Raw genomic sequence first — 18,864 nt, 5'->3', positions numbered from 1 at the left:
GCCGGTGAAAGCGACGCAGCAGATTCGTCTCGACGTTTCTCGTGGACGACGGTGAAGAAGATCGCCCGTGGCGGGTGTATGCCGTCCAAACCAATTGGTCGCCTGGTCGGTTCGACGATCTGCTCCTTTCGGTGGCGGATGAGAAGGCCGGGCCGACACTATGGATGGCCGCGAATGGTCCGATCTTCGCTCCTTATGACGGCGGCGCAGATCTCTTTCTGCCCGACATTGCACAAGTCCAGCGAATGGCAGAACGACACAAGGATTGGCTCTCGCAGCATTCTCTAGGCCTATAGAAGGGCGATGGGTTGGATGCGGTACTCGACTTCAGCGCCGAAAGCGGACGCTGGCAAAGTCAGGGAGGGGTGGGCAACAGATGTCAGCCTCAGCGCGTCAGCACGACATGGGTCCCCGCCTGGTCCACGCTGAAATCGATGGTTTTCCCAGCTGCCCGCTGCCCTCTGCGGAGGTTGACACTACCGTCTCCACCCCGCCGCCGTGCGCCGATCAGAGATGGGTCTTGAAGAAGCGGATCATCTCGCGGTTCAGCGCCTCGTGAAATACGGCGCGGTCGAAGCCGGGGGTCGGGGCGCAGATCATCGGGGCGTTGGCGGCCAGTTCGGGCGAGCAGGCCGGCATGAAGTCGAAATGGCTGGCGCCGTCGATGCGTTTGTACTCCGGCGGGCGAGGCAGGGCATCGCGCACCGGCTCGGCGTAGAAGGGCGAGGGCAGGATCTGGTCGGCCCCTGCCTGCCATAGCTGGACCGGCTGGGTCACGTCGGCCAGGCCTTCGCGCGTGAAGGTGAAGCCCAGGGCTGGGGCGGCGACGACCAGGGCCTTGAGGCGGGCGTCGTGCGGCAGGCGCGGCGCGCCCTGGCCATCGTTCATTGTCTCTGAATGCTGGCCCACGAGGCGGCAATCATAGAAGGCCGGGTTGGCTCGGCAGTGATCGACCAGTCGCGTCATGTCGGGGTTGCCGCCCGCCGCCGCCAGCACGGTGAAGCCGCCGGCTGAGAAGCCGAACGCCCCGATCCGCTCCGCGTCGATCCGGGCCTTGCCTTCCCATTGGCCCAGCATGTGGTCGATCAGCACCGATAGCTGGCGAGTGCGGCCGACGACATCGGTGGCGCGGCTCTGGTCGCGCCAGTTGTCGCCGGTGTGGGTCAGCGTCGCGACAACGAATCCGGCCTTGGCCAGGGCTTGGACCGTGTCGCGGTGACTGCGAAAATCGCCGCCGTTGCCATGTGAGATGACGATCAGCGGGCGCGGCGTCGTGGCCGTCTCGGCCGGATACCAGACGCCCGCCTCAATGGCAGGCTGATCGCCATCGGTCACGGTGAGGCGGGAATAGGCCACGCCGTCCCGGATCGACGGACCCGCTTGCGCGGCCGACTGCGGGGCGGCTTGAGGCAGGCCTGGCGTGGCGGCTGTGGCGCTGGATGCCAGCAGGATTGAAGCGGCGGCGATCAGGGAGGCGGTGGACATTGAAAGGGCTTTCGGCAGCGGGCGATGAGGCCGTGTGCCGTCGCTGCCAGACATCGCGCCAGCGGAGATGGGCGAACGGGCGAACGGGTCCGTGGCCGGGCGAACGGCTGCAATCGCCCGCAACCTTGCTAGGGTGGAGCCATGGAATCGACTCGGGTGAAGGACAGGCGATGGCGTCCGGCGGCGACGGGGTTCGCCGTCTCGACCGCCGTGGGCCTGATTTTAGGTGCGATCGGTCCGTTCGGCAGCTATCTGAGCGGGACCCTGCCGGTGCGTCTGGCCTATTGGGTGGTCTGTCTGTGGGGCGGATGGCTGGCATTCGGCCTCAGTCTGCCGATCCTGACGCGGTGGGCGAAGGACCGGGGTATTTCGGCATGGCTGTGGACGCCGCCGGCCATCGCAGTTCTGACGCTGCTGCCGGCCATGCTCAGTCGGGTGCTGGCGGTCAGGCTGTGGCCCGTGGTCGGTCGGGTCAGTTGGCTGGAGTGGTATGGTCAAGGCTTGTTGATCAGCACCCTGGCGACCTTGGCCATGTTGTGGGCCGTGCGATCTCGAACGGCCGCTCCCGCGATACCCGACACGTCGTCCGCTGACCCGCGCGACCGGCTGCAGCACCGCTTGGGTCGGACCGTGCTGTATCTGAGGGTGGAGGATCATTATGTGCGAGTGCACACGCCGCAGGGCTCTGGCCTGGTACTGATGTCCCTGTCTCAGGCGATCTCGGGTCTGAAGGACGTAGAGGGCGTGCAGACCCACCGCTCGTGGTGGGTAGCGCGTGCGTCCATCGCAGGCGTGGTCGAGGACGGGCGCAAGCTGCGGCTGCGGCTGACCGATGGTCTGGAGGCTCCGGTCTCCCGAGCGCGGGTCGGGGCCTTACGCGAAGAGGGCTGGCTGGCTGCGGCGCCCACTCGTTGATCTGTTCTCGCGGGCAGGATGGGAAGGTCAACTGTCCGGCGGCGAGCCGATGACCGCGTTTGGCGCATTGGCGACTTCGCCGAACGGCCGAGTCTGACTCAAAACCGACTTTCGAGAGGTCCGCTCTTCGGCAAGTCTGACAAGCACGTCGCCATAGGCTCACGCCTGCTACTGTCGAAGCCAACCGATTTCGAGCCCTTGTTCGTGCGACTGCCCTCCGTCGAGAATCTGGAGAGACCGGGGGCGGCTCCGCAAACGCCGCCGTGAGGAGCACGCGCGCAGCAAAGCGGTGGCCCGCGTGGGGAAGCCCGCAGGCCGCCTCTGAAACCCTTAAGCTTTGCCCACGCTGTGGCCGCCCTAGGGGAGCACCTCCCAACGTCCGGTGGCCGACAGATCCCGGCGCAGCAGCACGGGGGCGCCGCCGCGCAGACCTGCGCAGTAGGCGAAGGTGGCAGTGGCGCTCTGTCGACCAACCACGATGTCGCCGAATGGATTGAGCGTGCAGCCCGCGCCGTCCTGCCAGCCCGCCGCGGCCAGAATGGGCAGCGCCGCCGCAGCGGCCGGCGGTTCGAAGACCTCCCGCGGCGCAGGAGTCCAGCCCGTCGCGCCGCGGGAGAAACGATAGACCGCAAGGCGTCCGGCGTCGGTCAGCGCGCAGACGATGACGCTCGCATCCCCAGCCGCGAACGCGCCCAGCCGGCCGTGGGCGCCGAGCCGGTGCGCAACATCCCCTGCCGGAGTGATCGCGGACCAGACGCCGCGCTCGTTGAGAGCCGCGAAGCGCAACCGCCGGTCCTGGCCGATCGCGAACACCAGAAGGTCGGCCGCCGTCGGTGACACGGCCGCCAGCGCCGTGCCGCGCAGCAGGCTGGGCGCCTGCTCCAGAGCACGCGCCTGGAACGCAGGCCAATTGCGTGAGGTCCCCAGCCAACTCGTCGCAGTGAGCCTCCGCTGCTCGTCGATGAACAGGGTGACGACCTCCGCCGCCCCGCGCGCGCAGACCGCCAGGTCGGAGAACGGATGCACCCGCGGCTGGGCCAGCGCCTGCACGGCCGCACCCCAGGCGCCGGTCGCCGCCCTGCGGCGCGCATGCAGCAGGTTGTTCTCGGCGACGTAGACCAGGTGGGAGTCGTCGGCGCGGTGGCTTGCGACGCCCAGGGCGCGCAAGCCCCGCAGCGCCGCCGCAGGGGTGGGCGGGGGGCCCAGCGATCCGCCCGGTCCCCATTGCCCTTGTGGATCGACCCGCGCCTCGGCGATCTCGCCATTGACCAGCACCGTGTAGAGGGCGGGTCGGCCGCCCACCTGCGCAAGCAGCAGCGGCGCGTCCGGCTCGGTGACCACGAACGGGTCGACGCGGACAATCGGCAGCAGCGGCTCGACCTGATCCAGCCGCTGCTGGGGCGGGACTTGAGGGGCCAAGGCGAAACGGCCGCGCAAGATCCGCGTGGAAAGGCCCTCCCCGAGGCCCGCCAGGCGCGGCTCGGCGATCGCTCGGGCGGGGTCGCGCACGAAGCAGCAGTCGTAGTCCCAGGTCTCGATCCGCCGCCAGCGCGGCAGCGCCGTCGCGGTGGCCGACCCCCGCATGGGCAACTCCGCCCTTGCACCCTTGTGGAACCGGAACTGGCGTCCCAGCGGCCAGGCGAAGGTCGGGTCCCGCGCGCGTGCGTGGGTCGACGGATAGATGCGGATCGGAACCCCGTGCTGGCGCGGCGGCGCGTTTGGCCGAGGCGGCGGCCCGTCCTGGATCGCCGCCACGTCCACGTGGATCGGATGAACCTGCAGGTCGTACGGCGCGATCGGAGTGTCGTCGACCTGCACGTCCCACATGAACAGATCCGGCCAGACCGCCAGCATTGCGTCCATGGTCTTGCCGCGGCCATACAAGCCGGGCCGGAAAGCCCGCAGGTCCGGATCCGGACGCGACATCGCTTCGAACAGGCCCAGGTAGTAGTCGGTCTCCCAGGCCTCGGGGTCGTCGGTCTCACCGTCTTCATTGTCGATGATCACCACCGAGCCGCCCAGCCGGGGCCCGCTGGCGTGCATGACGGTGCGAAGGTGGCGTCCGTGCAACTCGCCGCGGGCCCGGGTCTTCTGCGCCGCCGTGCGGGCCTGCTCACCGCCCGAAACGCTGTGGCCGACGTAGAAGAAGGCGAAACCCCAGCCTTGCGCCAGCAGGGCGTTGAGGTTGCGCATCCAGGCCCGTTCGACGGCCCGCGTGGTCGGTGTGAAGTTGCCGGCCGGTTCCCCGGCCAACGGCGGCCCGGTCACGTAGGCGCCGGTGAAGCGCAGATTGGAGTTGGCAATGAGCGTGCCCATCCAGCCCGGATCGTCTCCAGCCGGGGTGCGCGGCAGCTCGCTCTTGTCCAGGCCCACCCAGGCGGGCAGACGCGGGGCGGGTCGGCCGGCGGGCGCCGCGGGCAGCGCCGGCGCGGGTCCAGTTTGCGCGGGTTGGGCGGGCTGCCGAGCAGCCGCAGGTTGAGCCGGTTGCGCGGGTTGGGGCGGCGGACGCGGCCGTCGCGGTCGGCGGGGGGGCACCGGGCGGGCCGATCAGGTCGCGTCGACCCAGGCGCCAGAGGCGTTCTTCTCCCACCGCGGGAGGGAGTCCTTCTTGCGCAGCAGGATCAGCGTGGTCGGCAGCCGCACTTCCCATGGATCGCCGACCGGGAGCTCGTCGTCGCCGGCTTGCTGCCGGTCTTTGATCTCGTCGACGATGTTGAGGTAGGCCGGGCTGGTGACAAGCGGCGGATCGCCCCCTTCCCAGATCTGGCCCGTCTCCAGGAAGTGGGCCACGGCCAGTTCGAAGCCCGGCCGCACGGAGACCACCACCCGCGCCGCGCCGGCCTTCATGAAGGCAGCGAACTCGAAGTCGGCGTCTTCGATGAACGAGGCCTCGACCCAGCGGCTCTTCCGGCCCCAGTAGTAGGGATAGTAGAGGAACATCATCTGTTCCCACTCGAAGGCCTGTTCGAAGAAGCGGATGTACGGGCCCTCCAGCTCGGCTTCGGCCAGATCGACCTGCGGCAGACCAAGACCACCCGTTTGGATCGCCCCGAAGGCGTCGAAGTGCTGGGCGGTGAACACCGAGATCACCGCCTTCTTCAGCTCCTCACGCTGCAGCAGGCTGTACGCCAGCGGGCTGCGGCCGCGGGTCTGGGCGACGGCCTGCGCCTTGGCCCGCTCGACGGCGTCCTCATAGGCCTTCATCTGCTTCAGGTAGCCCTGCTTGATCGCCTGGTGGGTCTTGTTGCGCCACTTCTCCAGCGCTCCGGCGGTGCGGTTGCAAGTGATCTCGATCGCCGCGGTGACCGAGGCGACATTGATGGTCAGCAAGGTGCAGCTGATCGACTTCTGCTGCTTGTTCAACGGCGTGCTGCTGGCCCCCACGCTGGCGCCCGAGTGCACCCAGTGGGCGGTGCCGATCGTGACCACCACGTGGTGCCAGCCACCCCAGTAGGTGGCCGCGACTACGGCGCTGGCGAACACCGCCTCGTAACCGTCCGCGATCGGCACTTCGGCGGTCTTCTGGATCTCGCCAGAGTCGGCGTCGCCGTTCACGCCTTCGAAAACCTTCGAGAGGGTGATGACCGGCTCTGGCGGCGCCTCGATCCCCTCGGCATCGTAGCGGTGCGCGTGCTGGGCGTAGTTGCCCGCAGTGATCTGGCTGGCGTTGAGGGTGAAGGGCGGCGGCTTTTTGATCTCCTCCCCGGGGGCCGGGACGGTCTGCAGGGTGTAGTGGATGAAGGCCGCGGGCTCGGGCACCACCAAGTCGAACAGCACCCGGCTGCCGTAGTTGAAGACCTGCGCCTCGTAGAGCTTCTCCAGCCACTGGTACTGGCCTACCACGTGGCCGCCCTCGCCGGGCACGTTGTTCCACTCGTGGATGTTCTCCTCCTCGAAGGACTCGAGGGTTCGCATCGTGGTGCGGCGCAGCACTCGCTCGGTGACCTTGGACGAGGCGCGGGTGGTGACCTCCTTGCCGTAGCTCTCGGCTGACTTGGCCGATTCTTCCTTCGACGAGGACATGCCCAAGTCGGTCGTCACCTTGAACTCCACGACCGGACCGTAGGAGCCGGAGAGCGACGTCCCGATCTTCAGGCTGTCGTCCTCCTTCTGGACCTTTGCGGCCTCCTTCTGCATCTCGAAGCGTTCGGTGGACTGCTGGTCGCGCTCCTCCTCGAGCGTCGTTTCGCGCTCGTCGACGATGGTTTCCTCGGTGGTGCGGATGCGCTTGGTGGTGAGCGAGCGGTGCTCCCCCTTCAGGACGTTGTCGACATGCGAAAGTTCGCGGGCCTCGTAGCCCTTCAGCGCCTGCCTCACCACCAGCAGGTCGCCGATTCCCACCGAGCCGATCTTGCCGTGGGTGAGCGGGACGCCAGGCGCGCCCTCGCCGTGGTCGCCCGTATCGGCGAGCGTCTTGAAGTCGGCGGTGTAGACCCCGCCGCCGATCACCACCGTCCGGATGTTGGGCGCCAGCGCTTCCTCCAGCCGCATCTCGCCCACCCCCAACTCTCGCAAACGCTGCTCGCCCTTCTGAAGGGTCTCGAGCAGCCCGCCACGGGGTCGGCTGAGGCCCTCGACGACCCGGCGGGCGCCGGCGGAGAGGTCCTCCAGCGCCGTCGCCGCCAACGGCGCGCGGGTCAGGGCCGGGGGCACGCGACCGGGCTCGACTAGGCTGCGCTCCCGCCGCTCGCGCGGATCGCCTTCGCGTATCTCCTGCGGTTCGGGGAGACCGAACAGCCGTTCGCTGGGCAGGGCGACGAGCTCGGCCAGGGCGGCATCTATCTCGCGACGCTGGTCGCGCAGCGCCTTCAGCTCCGCCTCGGCCGCGGCGCGCTCGAGCGGCCGATCAGAAGGTGGACGGGCTTCGATTTCGCGCGGCGGCCGATCCGGCGTCTGCAGCACGACCACCCGGCTCATCCAGTCGGCTGGCTCGGGCGCGGCCTCCGCCCCCGCCGCGAATAGCCGCTCCACGTAGGCGCAGGTGCGGACCACCTCGATCAACCGCGGGGCACGCAGGTCGAGGCGCCCCCCGTACTTGATCCCGGCCAGTTCGTCCGCGCTTTGCAGCGCCAGCGCGTCGAATTCCGGATCGGCGGCGACGTCAGCGAGGGTCCCGCCGAACGCGGTCTCCAGTGCGGTCTTGGCCTCGGCGACGCTGTCGATGGTCCCCTTGCGGACCGCCTGGGCGAAGGTGGCGGCGGCGGCCGAGTATTCCAACTGCCGGGAGCTGGGGCCTCCGGGCGGTCGGCGCTCGACGACCCGCGTCGCGGCCGTGCGCAGCGCCTTGGGCACGTTGCTCTGGCCCCAGGCCCAGACGATGTCGCCTGCCATCGGCCCAGACACCTTGGCGAGGATCGCGTCCTCGCCCGGGGTCTTGGCTTCTAACGGGCGGGCATGAAGGAAGTTGAACAGCGACTCCATGGCGAGCGCTCCCGTCAGGTTTGACTACAACCTTAGGCACACAATTCGATGCCGCACACGCAGTAACGGCGCCGCCTGCCTCGCTTCACCCCCATGTGATTGCCCGATGTGGGAGGCCCTGTCGGCCGAGGCCTGGGCCATGTCCTGGCCAAAGCTTTTCGATGTCCTCGGCAAGGCCGCGATCGGGTCGTTAGGCGGCTGAAGAGACCGGCGCGGGCAAGGTGCCCGAATGCCCGCAAGCTTTGATCTTGGGCTTGCTTGTGTTCGTGATCGGTCAGGTCATGCGGGTCGGTCGCGAGATCGAGGAAGACCGAAGGGCGTTCGTCTGATGCCGATCATCCTCCGTCTCGATGTCGTCATGGCCCGACACAAGGTCCGATCCAATGTTCTGGCGCGCGCCATCGGCATTACCGAAGCCAATCTGTCGCTGCTCAAGTCCGGCAAGGTCAAGGGCATGAAGTTCGACACCCTCGAAGCCATCTGCATCTATCTGGACTGCCAGCCCGGGGACATTCTCGAATACCTCCCCGACGAAACGACCGAACACCCGCCGATCGAGTTCAAACGCGCCGGCTGATCGGCGCTTCACCCTGGAGATCTTCATGAAACTGCTTTCAGCGCCCGTCTGGGCGATCGCGGCCGGCTGCCTGCTGGTCAGTTCCGCCGCAGCCTGTGGCAATGGCGACCCTTGTCGGGTCTTCGGCCGGCGGGGGAGTCGCTGTGGAGTACGCCCTGGCTCATCCGGCATCAGTGGACGGCCTAGTCCTGGTCGGGGCGGCTGTGAACGGCTTTCAACCGACCGATCATTTCGGGCGGCGTACGGCGGCCTTGGTCGGACTGTTGTCGCAGGCACGACTGGAAGAAGCGGTTCGCGATCCGTGCATTCTCACGCCTTCTGCAGAAGAAGCCCGCGCCTTCATCGTCGCCGACTTGCGCGCCCATCCCGGTAACTTCGGCGCAGGACGAATGATGCGGAACGGGGCGGCCGTGATGAGCCGCTTGGGGGAAATCTCTGCGTCGACCCTGATCGTGACAGGCGAGGTAGACATGCCGGATGTTCATTCTCACGCGGGCGCGCTGGAAGCACTCATCCCCGGCGCGCGGCGGATCGTCATGTCTGACGGCGGGCACTTCATCTACCTAGAGCGACCGGACGCCTTCGTCGACGTCCTGCAAACCTTCGTCCGCCAACATCTGGCGCACAGCCGGCACTAGGAAACAAATCCTTGAGCTTAATAGCCAGCGTATAGGCGATGAGAATCGCAAGCGTCGGGTTGCCGACCGCTTTCGTGAAGCCCCTTGAGAGGCATTGATGCTGTGGGGGGACTTGGCCTAGCGTCAGGCTCCTGGTGGAGCCCTGTCATGTCCATTCGCGGCCCCTGCGACGCCGGTCAGGTGCAGGGCGCCCTTGCGCCCGTCCAATCTCTCACCGCCGCGCGCAAGCGTTGGGTGTTGATCGCCACGGTTCTGGGTTCCAGCCTGACCTTCATCGACGGCTCAGCGCTGGGCGTGGCCCTGCCGGCCATCCAGCGCGATCTCGGAGCCGGTCCGGCCGCTGTCCAGTGGATCTCCAACGCCTATCTGCTGATGCTCGGCGCGCTGGTGCTCATCGGCGGCGCGGCGGGCGACCGGTTCGGACGCCGCCGGGTTTTTCTGATCGGTGTGAGCATTTTCGCCCTCGCCTCCATCGCCTGCGGTTTGGCGCCGACCGTCGAGGTGCTGATCGGCGGCCGAGCCTTGCAGGGAATTGGAGCGGCGCTGCTGACTCCTGGAGCGCTTGCCCTCATCGGTTCGGCCTTTCCGCCGGAGGAACGCGGCAAAGCTTTCGGTACCTGGGCGGGCGCCGGAGCCCTTTTCGGGATGGTCGGGCCGCTTGTCGGCGGCTGGCTGTCAGACCACGCAGACTGGCGCTTCATCTTCTGGATCAACGTTCCGCTGGCGGTCCTGACGATCGGCGTCGCCTTGCGCGCTTTACCCGAGAGCAGGGATAGCGACGCTCGCGGGCTCGACTGGCTCGGGGCCCTTCTGGCCATGACCGGCCTCGCCGCCCTGACGTGGAGCCTGATCTCAGCGCCGGATCGGGGCTGGGAGGATCGAGCCATCATCATCGGACTTGTCTGCGGAGGCGGGGCCTTGGCCGCCTTCCTGCTGGTCGAGGCCCGCGAACGGCATCCCATGACGCCGCTCGCCTTGTTCCGGTCGCCGGTCTTCAGCGGCATGAACCTGCTAACCCTGCTGCTCTATTTCGCGCTGGGCGGGGCGATGTTCTTCCTGCCCTTCGACCTGATCCGGGTCCAGGGCTTTAGCGCCACGATGGCGGGGGCGGCCATGTTGCCCTTTGCGGTGATCATGGGGCTTTTCTCGGGACTGGCAGGACGCCTCGCCGACCGGTTCGGGGCGCGGCTGTCGCTGGCTTTCGGGCCTGCCCTCGCGGGGATAGGCCTGAGCTTGCTCGCCCTGCCCGGGCCAGGGGCGGATTATGTTGATGGACCTCTAGCGGGAATGACCGTGCTGGCGATCGGCATGACACTCGCGGTCGGGCCGCTGACGGCGGCGGTCATGGGCGCGGTCGAGCCGGCGCGCGCCGGGGTGGCCTCCGGCGTGAACAACGCCGTGGCGCGCATAGCGGGCCTGCTGGCCGTCGCCTTGTTGGGCGCGCTTTTGTCATCGGTGTTCGTCGATCGCGTGGGCGGCCCCGACGCCCGGGTATTGCTCGGAGAGGTGATGGCGGGCGGAACGTCACCTTCAGGCGCCGTCGAAGCCTTCCACGCGTCCTTCCGCGTCGTGATGTTAACCTGTGCGGCTTGCGCGGTAGCGGCCGGAATTGTCGGAGGCCTGACCGGGCCAAAGCGGCGCTAGTCACGGCTGGTGGAGCGGACGGCCGGTCTACGGGGACATCCTCGGCGTCTCTCTTCTGGCGCCCTGCGTCCTGCGTCTGAAGGAAGGGGCGGAGTGGCGCCGGTTGGCGTCGCCGCTCCCACCCGGTTCCGTGTACCGGCTCTCGGGCGAGGCGCGGAGCCGCTGGGAGCATTCAATCACGCCAATGGCGGCGCTGCGGTATTCGATCTCCTTCAAGACCCTGGCGTAGCGCACGCGGTCTAGTCCGCCAGGAGGTCAGCGGCCTCCGGAAAGCGCTGGGCCAATCGGGACGCCCAGTCCTTGGCGATAGGCCCGACTTTGCGCGCCTCGCGCGGTCGCGCCTGAACCAGGCTCGCCGCCTCGCGGTGCGCGGGCCAGTCCATGAGAAGACACATGGCCGCCTCGAAATCGGGATGGGCGGCGGCGCAGGCGAAGGCCCGGTCCAGCGCCTCGACGTCGTCGAAGTCGGGAAGACGGGCGAGATAGTCCCGCAGGATCTGCGCCGACAGGTCGCGTTCGAACAGGTTCCAACACAGGTCCTGGGCCTCCTGGCGGCGGCCCTCGGCGTCCAGCACGTCGATGGAGGCGGCCTCCCAGGCCGGCGTCAGCCTGGGGGCGCCGTCTGATGGGTTACGCCCAAAAGTCCAGCGCCGGTTCGCGGGAGAGGGCGCCAGCGCGCCTTCGAGGGCGGCGCGCGCCTCGCCAAGACGGCCGGCGGCGAGGAGCCGACGCGAGATATCGGCCGCGACGTCGGGCGACCCGGCCTGTTCGGGCGTGATGAGAGACAGCCAAAGATCGAGGTCCTGGGCCCGGTCCGCAAGACGGCGGACGAGATTGCGCCCGGCCGGCGTCATCCTGGTCGAGGCGTCGAGACCGTCGAGCAGGCGTCGCGCCAGATCGGGGCCGACCGTGTCGCCGGCGGCGGCGATCCACCGGCCGTAGTCGAGCGGGCGACGGCGAAGGGCGTCCCCCAGTTCGCCGGAGGCGGTCCCGTCCTCCGCTTCGGCGAGGTGGAAGAGGGCGGGTGCCGCCTTGAAGACGCTCGGCGCATCCGCATTCTGCTTGGCCGTGGCGAGCGTTAGCCTGCCTCGCATGGAGCGTTCACTGTCGTGTGCGAGTTTTTGGATTTAGCTCCATTTGGCCACACGATGAAAGATCCTCCCGCCTTTGTCGGGAGGCGGAAGGTCTATCACGTAGCCGAGCGGCTTCTTCAGAGCCCCGCGCCGCCCAGCTTGTAGGTGAGCTGGAAGTAGTAGCTGCGGCCGACGGAGTCGAACCAGGAGATGTCGTAGTAGGGGTAGGCGCTGTAGGTCGGATCCTTGACCGGCCCCTTGTCGAACAGGTTGTTGACGGTCACGGACAGGCGAACGTGGTCCGTCAGATCGTACTGCGCCGAGGCGTTGAACATCCAGCTGTCGCTGATGAAGGCGTCCTCGTCATAGTTCGGCAGCTTGCCGAGGTACTGACCCTGAATCGTCGCCGTCAGCTTATCCAGCGCCCAACTGACGCTCGCCGTGCCCTTGTCGCGCGGGATGTCGTAGCCGCTGTCGAAGGCCAGTTTGTCGATGACCGGATCGCCCGGATATTGCTGGAAGGTATGTTTGTCGACGTAGGTATAGCCGAGCGACAGGTTGAACTCGCCGATCCGGTTGGTCGGAACGCGCCAGCGCGCCGCGACATCCACGCCTGAAGTCGTCTCCTGCGCGATGTTGATCGGATTGGTGAAGATGCCGACCAACTGCCCCGCCAGAGGCCCCGTGGCTTGCCGCTCGACGCGGGCGATCGCGTCGAGACAGGTGGGCGATGCGCGGTCCACAGCGCTGCCGCCCTGAGTTTTGCCGATGCGGCAGTCGGCCTCGTCGCGCAGGATCGTGTCTGCGCTCATGTCGCGGACCTGATTGGTCAGTTCGACGCGGAAATAGTCGACCGACAGGCTGAGGTTACGCATGGGTTGCCAGACGACGCCGCCATTGAACGACTTGCTGGTCTCGGGATTCAGATCGCGGTTGCCGTTGCGGTGGGAGACGATGCCCTCGCCCGAGAAGCTGCAGTCGCCGATGGGTTCGTTCGGCTCCTCGGTGCGGCAGCGGAAGTAGTCCGTGCCCGAGGGGTGGGTGTTTCCCGGTCCAGAGAAGACATAGTGCAGGTCCGGCGCCCGGAAGCCGGTGCCGTAGGCGCTGCGGAACAGAAGCGTGCGGATGGGGCGATATTCGAGGCCGACGTTGTAGGTGAACTTGCCGAAGCCGTTGCCGGCGAACTCGTAGTGATCGTAACGGCCCGCCGTGCTGAACTCGAGATTGCTAAGCAGCGGCGCGCGAACCTCATAGCCGGCGCCCCAGTGGTCGCGGTCGCCCTTACCATCCGAGTCGACCAGGCCGTAATAATAGGGCTCGAGCGCCAGCGGGTCAGGCTTGAGGTTGTAGCTCTGGGTCCCGCCTTCCACGACGGCGGCGAAGCCGACCGGTCCGGCGGGCAGATCAAACAGGGCGCTGTTGGTGATCGTGGCCGACAGGTTGTCGTTGCGCGAGCGCGGATGATAGACCGCGTCCTTGGCGATCAGGTCGTAGTCCGCGGTCGTGAGCGGCTTGTAAAGGCGTGCGGCGTCGGTGCCCACAGCGAAGATCGCATAGCCGCTGTCCGGATCGACGCCGAGCTGCGGACCCAGGAAGAAGGCGTTGGCCTTTTGGGCGATGATATGGGGGAAGCGGACCGTCGACCGGTATTCGGCGTGGTTGAAGGCGACCTCATAGCCCCATTGGTCGGCGGAGCCGAAGGCGCCCTTGACGCCCGGCGTGATGGTGAAGGCATCGGATCGATTGCGGGTGAACCCCTTCGAAAGGCCGCCCATCTCCTCCGGCGAAAACTGCCTCTGCCAGCCCTCGATCATGCCCGTGTCGGCATTGAAGAACAGGCCGTCTTCGCTGCCGTTCGCATCCTGATACTGCCAGGATAGAACGTCGCGGAAGAGCTTCAGCTTGCTGTGACTGTACTGAAGGTCGAGGAAGAGTTCGGTCCGATCGTCGATCGTATAGCCCAGGGCCGCGTAGCTGTTCAGGCTGTCGCGGCCGCTGAGGATCGTTCCGTACCCGATCGCTTCGTCGGTGCCGCAAAAATAGCCGTAGCGCCGCCGGTTGGCGTAGTAGGTCGTCCCGCCGTTGAACGACGCGAGCTTGGCGCAGGTCGCGGCGCCGGGGTCGAGGTAGTCGTTGTCCTCGTCGAACCGCAGGAAGGCCCGACGCGCCGTGGTGTTGGTCGGGCTGTCCTTCGTGGAGTCCTGAATTTCCCGATCATAGGCCCAGAGCGGCTTCTGGTTGAGCAGTTCAACGCCGACGACGCCGTGGAAGCCGCCGCGGCTCCCTCCGGCCGTCACGGTGAAGCGTTGGGAAGCGCCGCCGCCGTCTTCGGTCAGGCCCTGGCGGAAGTCGAAGCGGATGCCGTCCGCCGACTTCTTGAGCACGAAGTTGACCACGCCGGAGATGGCGTCGGACCCATAGACCGCGGACGCGCTTCCGCTGAGCACCTCGACCCGTTCGATCAGTCCGACGGGAAGGTTCGACACGTCGGTGAAATTGCTCTGCCCCTGGAAGGGCAGGGGGAAGTCGGCGATGCGCCGCCCGTTCACGAGCACCAGCGTATGGTTGGGGCCCAGGCCCCGCAGATCGACCTGCTGGGCGCCGGGCGTGAACGAGGCGCCGGAGAAGGACTGCTGGCTCTGCGTCTCGCCGCCGTTCTGCGTCACCGCGCGAAGCAGGTCGGGCACGCTCTGGTAGCCGTTGCGCAAGATCTCGTCGGCGGTGATCGTGGTCACCGGCGCCGGACCTTCGGTGTCGATCTGGCGCGGAATCCGCGAACCCAGGACGACGACCTCATCGACCGTCGTGGCGGCCTCGCCGCTCGGCTGAGATGGCGTCGTCTGCGCCGCAGCCGACAGCGCGATGAGGCTGGTTCCGGCCGAAAGAGCGCCGATGATTGATCTGACGTATCGCATGGTATGCCCCCTGTCCCCTGCCGAACACCATGCGGCGACTTTCAAATTTTTTGAAGAACAAAAATATCCAATCGTGTCGCGCTTCGAAGCGAACTGTGCCCATATGGTGTTCTACTAGGTGGCGGAGAGACGATTTATGCGAACGACGCTGTTGGCGTTCTTCGGCGCCCTGGCGCTGCTTTCCGGCCTGTCGCCCGCGTCGACGGCGACCGCTTCGCCCAGCGGCTATAGCTATTACGGAATCGGCGACATCGACGCGCGGACGCCCGGCCCGACTGAGACCGGCCTGATGCTGATGGGCGGCGGCGACTGGGATTACCGCGCCTTTCGATGGTTCATCGCCAAGGCCGGGCATGGCCACATCGTGATCCTGCGCGCCTCTGGCGACGGCGCGGGGGGCGAGGAGATCTATCGCGATATCGGCGGCGCGGCCTCGGTGCAGACCCTGGTCTTCGACGACCGCAAGGCTTCCGAGGATCCGCGCGTGCTCGCCATTCTCGACCGCGCCGACGGCGTCTTCCTGGCAGGCGGGGACCAGGCCAACTATGTCCGCTACTGGAAGGGGACTTCGGTCCAGAAGGCGCTCAACGACCATGTTGCGCGTGGCCGTCCGATTGGCGGCACCAGCGCGGGTCTGGCCATCCTCGGCGGCGCCGGCTACGGCGCGATGGACGGCGGTAGCATCGACTCGATCACGGCGCTCAAGGATCCGATGGGACCGGAAGTCACCATGGTCGGCGACTTCCTGACTATGCCCTATCTCGCCCATGTCGTGACCGACACCCATTTCAGCGTCCGCGACCGGCTGGGCCGTCTCATCGCCTTCGTCGCCCAGGTGCGGGCCTCGGGCGATCCGCAAGCCATCGGCCTCGGCGTCGATGAGGACGGCGCCCTGTGCGTCGACGCCGACGGCGTCGGCCGCTTCTTCACCGCCAGCAGCGGCTATGCCTGGCTGGTGCAGCCGGACGGCGCGCCGCAGGTCGAACCCGGCAAGCCGCTCGATTATCCATCGGTGCGCATCACCACGCTCGGACCGGACGGCGAGATCGATCTGAAGACGATGCGGATCACGCGTCCCGCTTTTTCGGGAACAGCGTCGGTCCAGACCGGCCGGCTGCTGAACGTCCCGGTGGATCCGACGGGTGCCTGACAGATCGCGCAGAACTGTACTGGAAACCAGTGCAGCTAGCGCGGGATGCCAGTGGAGCTTGCGACCGGGTATGTCCGCTGATCGGCTACAAGTTAAGGGCCGCTGTTGGCGCATTGCAGATCCCGCAGCGGCAGGCCGATCCGATCGGCGGCCGCGCGCGTATCCGGCAAGTCAGGTGGAGCATCCCATGAATGTCGTCGTCGCCTACGTCCTGACCCTGATCGTCCTCGCGGTGATCGATACGGCCTGGCTGGGAACCATGGGGGATCGGTTCTACCGGCCGCCGATCGGCTCCATGCTGGCGGAAAACTTCCGGCTGGCGCCTGCCATCGCCCTCTATGTGCTTACGCGGCGGGCCTAGCTCTGTTCGCCGTCCTGCCGGGCCTGGCTAGGCTCGCAGCATGTCGAGACGCCGGTTGCGGGCGATGGTGAAGATCCAGGTGGCGGCTCGGGCCTTTCGCGCGTCGAACAGGTCGGCCTTGCGCCACACCGTCAGCACGGCGTCCTGCGCGAAATCCTCCGCCGCGCCGGGCGTCGCGGCGCAGGCCTGCGGTGGGGAGGGACGGAGCGGTTCGGGCGCGACTACGCCGACATCCTGGCGGAATGGACCCGTCGGTTCGAGGGCGCATGGGGCGATATCCGCCGGGAAGGCGCAGGCTTCGACGGACGCTTCCGTCGGCTCTGGCGCTTCTATCTCGCCTATTGCGAGGCCGGTTTCCGATCCGTACGGACGTGATCCAGCTTTCGCTGGACCGGATGTCGTAACCGCTAGGCGCTTAGCCCGGAACCCGGGCGATCAGCCTGGGGCGGTGAATGTCGCCTTCCGGGAGCGACCGAAGCGACCGCTTCTGGCGCGAAGCGGGGATCAGGCCGGCGATCAGGGCAGAGCCGGCAGCAGGGTCCGTTGCCGACGATCCTGCGCGCCGGTCCAGTCTGTGATCGTCGGCTTTTTCGCCGTCAGAGGGGTTAAGCCGAGGGCGGCGCGCCGGAACGGGAGACGGGCAGGCGCCAACCCCAGCGGATCGCCGTCATTCGCAGACCGAAGCAGGCCAGGCCGCCGGTGACGGCGACCGAAACGACCGGGAGATGCAGCAGGTCGCCGCCCACCACAATGGCGGCGCCGGCCAAGGCGGCCACCGCATAGAGATCGGAGCGGAGCACGGCGGGAATTTCGGCGAGCAGCACATCGCGGGCGATGCCGCCGCCTACCCCGGTCAGCATGCCCAGCAAGGCGGCCATCACCGGACTTAACCCGAACGCCAGCGCCTTCTCCGTGCCCGCGACGGCGAAGAAGGCCAGTCCGGCGGCGTCGAGCATGCGTACGGGGCTTGTCAGTTTCTCGATGAGCGGCGCCCAGAAGAAGACGATCAACCCGGCGCCGAGCGAGACCGCCAGATAGCGCCAGTCCTGTAGGGCGGCGGGAGGCGTCGCCCCGATCAGGACATCACGCCCGATGCCGCCGAAGCTGGACGCCGCGAATGACAGCACTAGGACGCCGAACACGTCGAGGCGGCGTCGAACGCCCGCCATCGCGCCGCTGAGAGCAAAGGCGAAGGTTCCGCAGAGATCGAGAATGAGGACGAGCGTCCGCTGAACCTCAAGCGCCGTCTGGGATTCAATCATCGCCGCCGCACCGTGGAGGCCCGACCATCACGCCCGATTCCAGGCCATCGCTGCGGCGACCATGGCCTCGACCCCCGTTTCGAGCGTCGGATGCAGCGTCGGCGCGAAGTTCGGGCTGTGGTTGACCGGGAGTTCGTTGATCCGTCCTTCCTTCCTGGCCGTTTCATACACGACGGGATCCGTGCCGCCGACGAACCAGAAGACCGAGGGAGCGTTCCATGCAGTTCCAAAGCACCCGAAGTCCTCGCTGGCTGGCGCAGGGCCGGTATGGCGGACGCGATCGGCCGAAAAATGCGATCGGAACGCTGCGGCGACCCGGTCGCTCGCCGCCTTGTCGTTCACATTGAGAGGATAGCGGTCGAGGGGCGTGATCTCTGGCGGGCGGGGCGCGCCCGACGCCGCGGCTTCGGCGTTCACGATGCGCTCGATGGCGGCGAGCACGCGCCGGCGAACCCCTTCGTCGAAGGTCCGCACGTTCAGCTTGATCAGGGCCTCGTCCGGGATGACGTTCTCCTTGGTTCCGGCTTGCAGCACGCCCACCGTGACCACGGCGGCCTCGTTGGCGGCCACCTCTCGCGAGACGATGGTCTGCAATCGCAGGACCGTGGCGGCGGCCATGACGATCGGATCGATACTGGCCTGCGGCATCGATCCGTGCGCGCCGCGGCCGAACATGCGGATCTGCAGGCTGTCGGCCGCCGAGGTGATCGGCCCCGCGCTGCCGGCGACCGTGCCCGAAGACCCGACCATGACGTGCTGGCCCAGGACCACGTCGGGCCTTGGAAAGCGCGTGAGCAGGCCGTCCTCGATCATCGCCCGAGCGCCCTGAGCCGTTTCCTCGCCCGGCTGGAACACGGCGATCAGGGTGCCTTTCCAGGCCTCGCGCGTGCGCGCAAACAACGCGGTCGCCCCCATCAGCCATGCGACGTGCATGTCATGGCCGCAGGCATGGGCCACGGGCGTCGTCTTGCCGGACGGGTCGGTCGCAGACGCCTTGCTGGCATAGTCGAGCCCTGTCGCCTCCTGCACCGGCAAGGCGTCCATGTCGGCGCGCAGCATGACGGTCGGGCCCTCGCCGTTGCGCAGCAGGCCGACGACGCCGGTCTGGCCGACGCCGGTCGTCACCTCATAGCCGTTGTCCGCCAGATGCTTCGCCGCGAGGCCGGCGGTCCGGGTTTCCTGCATCGACAGTTCCGGATGGGAATGTACGTCCTTGTAGGCCGCTTCGAGGGTCGGCAGCAGATCATTCAGTTCGGCCAGCAGCCGATTTAGGGCCTCTGTCGCTGGATCATTCATGTCGCTGCTCCCGCAGATCAAGCGAGAGGGGTCGCTTCGCCCAGCATGACAACACAATAGCGACGCGCCCGTTTCCTGGGATGCGGCTTTTAATCTTGGGGATTTTCGGGGACGCGGCGATGTTTCG

At 67.4% G+C, this 18,864-nt stretch carries 15 protein-coding genes; 7 read left to right on the top strand and 8 right to left on the bottom strand.

Annotated elements, in window-relative coordinates:
- Positions 1 to 41: 41 nt before the first annotated feature.
- Positions 42 to 296, top strand: coding sequence for a DUF3885 domain-containing protein (locus AB4Y68_RS02325; protein ID WP_441453701.1), 255 nt, complete (start codon positions 42 to 44; stop codon positions 294 to 296).
- 211 nt (positions 297 to 507) lie between these two features.
- Here the strand turns inward: AB4Y68_RS02325 and AB4Y68_RS02320 are convergent, their stop codons facing one another.
- The gene (locus tag AB4Y68_RS02320; protein WP_441453699.1) at positions 508 to 1,485 is read right to left on the bottom strand and encodes an alpha/beta hydrolase family protein; all 978 of its coding nucleotides are present in this window, start codon (positions 1,483 to 1,485) and stop codon (positions 508 to 510) included.
- 141 nt (positions 1,486 to 1,626) lie between these two features.
- Between AB4Y68_RS02320 and AB4Y68_RS02315 the strand changes: the two genes are divergently transcribed.
- The gene (locus AB4Y68_RS02315; RefSeq protein ID WP_441453697.1) at positions 1,627 to 2,400 is read left to right on the top strand and encodes a LytTR family DNA-binding domain-containing protein; all 774 of its coding nucleotides are present in this window, start codon (positions 1,627 to 1,629) and stop codon (positions 2,398 to 2,400) included.
- A gap of 357 nt (positions 2,401 to 2,757) precedes the next feature.
- Here the strand turns inward: AB4Y68_RS02315 and AB4Y68_RS02310 are convergent, their stop codons facing one another.
- Positions 2,758 to 4,716, bottom strand: a complete 1,959-nt coding sequence (locus AB4Y68_RS02310) for a hypothetical protein (protein WP_441453695.1) — start codon at positions 4,714 to 4,716, stop codon at positions 2,758 to 2,760.
- A 231-nt stretch (positions 4,717 to 4,947) separates the two neighbouring features.
- The gene (locus tag AB4Y68_RS02305) at positions 4,948 to 7,821 is read right to left on the bottom strand and encodes a hypothetical protein (protein ID WP_441453693.1); all 2,874 of its coding nucleotides are present in this window, start codon (positions 7,819 to 7,821) and stop codon (positions 4,948 to 4,950) included.
- A 328-nt stretch (positions 7,822 to 8,149) separates the two neighbouring features.
- Between AB4Y68_RS02305 and AB4Y68_RS02300 the strand changes: the two genes are divergently transcribed.
- From AB4Y68_RS02300 to AB4Y68_RS02290, 3 genes are all read left to right on the top strand, one after another.
- On the top strand, positions 8,150 to 8,398 hold the full coding sequence (locus tag AB4Y68_RS02300) for a helix-turn-helix domain-containing protein (RefSeq protein ID WP_441453691.1): 249 nt from the start codon (positions 8,150 to 8,152) through the stop codon (positions 8,396 to 8,398).
- 101 nt (positions 8,399 to 8,499) lie between these two features.
- On the top strand, positions 8,500 to 9,036 hold the full coding sequence (locus AB4Y68_RS02295) for an alpha/beta fold hydrolase (RefSeq protein WP_441453689.1): 537 nt from the start codon (positions 8,500 to 8,502) through the stop codon (positions 9,034 to 9,036).
- 234 nt (positions 9,037 to 9,270) lie between these two features.
- Positions 9,271 to 10,680 carry a DHA2 family efflux MFS transporter permease subunit gene (locus tag AB4Y68_RS02290; RefSeq protein WP_441453687.1) on the top strand — a complete coding sequence of 470 codons (1,410 nt, stop codon included), beginning with the start codon at positions 9,271 to 9,273 and terminating at the stop codon, positions 10,678 to 10,680.
- 239 nt (positions 10,681 to 10,919) lie between these two features.
- Here the strand turns inward: AB4Y68_RS02290 and AB4Y68_RS02285 are convergent, their stop codons facing one another.
- Both AB4Y68_RS02285 and AB4Y68_RS02280 read right to left on the bottom strand, forming a co-directional pair.
- Positions 10,920 to 11,774, bottom strand: coding sequence for a DUF6880 family protein (locus tag AB4Y68_RS02285; RefSeq protein ID WP_441453685.1), 855 nt, complete (start codon positions 11,772 to 11,774; stop codon positions 10,920 to 10,922).
- A gap of 116 nt (positions 11,775 to 11,890) precedes the next feature.
- Complete coding sequence (locus tag AB4Y68_RS02280; protein WP_441453683.1) at positions 11,891 to 14,668, bottom strand: TonB-dependent receptor plug domain-containing protein; 2,778 nt, start codon at positions 14,666 to 14,668, stop codon at positions 11,891 to 11,893.
- Between the two features lie 136 nt (positions 14,669 to 14,804).
- On the opposite strand from AB4Y68_RS02280, the gene AB4Y68_RS02275 reads away from it, so the two are divergent.
- On the top strand, positions 14,805 to 15,818 hold the full coding sequence (locus tag AB4Y68_RS02275) for a cyanophycinase (RefSeq protein ID WP_441453682.1): 1,014 nt from the start codon (positions 14,805 to 14,807) through the stop codon (positions 15,816 to 15,818).
- Between the two features lie 187 nt (positions 15,819 to 16,005).
- The gene (locus AB4Y68_RS02270; protein ID WP_441453680.1) at positions 16,006 to 16,179 is read left to right on the top strand and encodes a DUF2177 family protein; all 174 of its coding nucleotides are present in this window, start codon (positions 16,006 to 16,008) and stop codon (positions 16,177 to 16,179) included.
- A gap of 27 nt (positions 16,180 to 16,206) precedes the next feature.
- Here AB4Y68_RS02270 and AB4Y68_RS02265 read toward each other — a convergent pair whose 3' ends face one another.
- The 3 genes from AB4Y68_RS02265 to AB4Y68_RS02255 form a co-directional block, all read right to left on the bottom strand.
- The gene (locus AB4Y68_RS02265) at positions 16,207 to 16,455 is read right to left on the bottom strand and encodes a sigma factor (RefSeq protein WP_441453817.1); all 249 of its coding nucleotides are present in this window, start codon (positions 16,453 to 16,455) and stop codon (positions 16,207 to 16,209) included.
- A gap of 329 nt (positions 16,456 to 16,784) precedes the next feature.
- On the bottom strand, positions 16,785 to 17,441 hold the full coding sequence (locus AB4Y68_RS02260) for a trimeric intracellular cation channel family protein (protein ID WP_441453678.1): 657 nt from the start codon (positions 17,439 to 17,441) through the stop codon (positions 16,785 to 16,787).
- 27 nt (positions 17,442 to 17,468) lie between these two features.
- Complete coding sequence (locus tag AB4Y68_RS02255; RefSeq protein WP_441453676.1) at positions 17,469 to 18,737, bottom strand: M20 family metallopeptidase; 1,269 nt, start codon at positions 18,735 to 18,737, stop codon at positions 17,469 to 17,471.
- Positions 18,738 to 18,864: the final 127 nt, after the last annotated feature.

This window comes from Brevundimonas sp. 2YAF1 (assembly GCF_052114745.1).
Classification (GTDB): Bacteria; Pseudomonadota; Alphaproteobacteria; order Caulobacterales; family Caulobacteraceae; genus Brevundimonas.
This window is presented reverse-complemented; position numbering and strand designations above follow the sequence as displayed.

What these genes read in the sequence shown, in the direction of transcription:
- AB4Y68_RS02275 (WP_441453682.1), top strand. Translation starts at nt 14,805, where the DNA reads ATGCGAACGACGCTGTTGGCGTTCTTCGGCGCCCTGGCGCTGCTTTCC.
- AB4Y68_RS02310 (WP_441453695.1), bottom strand. Translation starts at nt 4,716, where the DNA reads ATGGGCACGCTCATTGCCAACTCCAATCTGCGCTTCACCGGCGCCTAC.
- AB4Y68_RS02305 (WP_441453693.1), bottom strand. Translation starts at nt 7,821, where the DNA reads ATGGAGTCGCTGTTCAACTTCCTTCATGCCCGCCCGTTAGAAGCCAAG.
- AB4Y68_RS02280 (WP_441453683.1), bottom strand. Translation starts at nt 14,668, where the DNA reads ATGCGATACGTCAGATCAATCATCGGCGCTCTTTCGGCCGGAACCAGC.
- AB4Y68_RS02285 (WP_441453685.1), bottom strand. Translation starts at nt 11,774, where the DNA reads ATGCGAGGCAGGCTAACGCTCGCCACGGCCAAGCAGAATGCGGATGCG.
- AB4Y68_RS02260 (WP_441453678.1), bottom strand. Translation starts at nt 17,441, where the DNA reads ATGATTGAATCCCAGACGGCGCTTGAGGTTCAGCGGACGCTCGTCCTC.
- AB4Y68_RS02295 (WP_441453689.1), top strand. Translation starts at nt 8,500, where the DNA reads ATGGCGACCCTTGTCGGGTCTTCGGCCGGCGGGGGAGTCGCTGTGGAG.
- AB4Y68_RS02300 (WP_441453691.1), top strand. Translation starts at nt 8,150, where the DNA reads ATGCCGATCATCCTCCGTCTCGATGTCGTCATGGCCCGACACAAGGTC.
- AB4Y68_RS02315 (WP_441453697.1), top strand. Translation starts at nt 1,627, where the DNA reads ATGGAATCGACTCGGGTGAAGGACAGGCGATGGCGTCCGGCGGCGACG.
- AB4Y68_RS02270 (WP_441453680.1), top strand. Translation starts at nt 16,006, where the DNA reads ATGAATGTCGTCGTCGCCTACGTCCTGACCCTGATCGTCCTCGCGGTG.
- AB4Y68_RS02320 (WP_441453699.1), bottom strand. Translation starts at nt 1,485, where the DNA reads ATGTCCACCGCCTCCCTGATCGCCGCCGCTTCAATCCTGCTGGCATCC.
- AB4Y68_RS02255 (WP_441453676.1), bottom strand. Translation starts at nt 18,737, where the DNA reads ATGAATGATCCAGCGACAGAGGCCCTAAATCGGCTGCTGGCCGAACTG.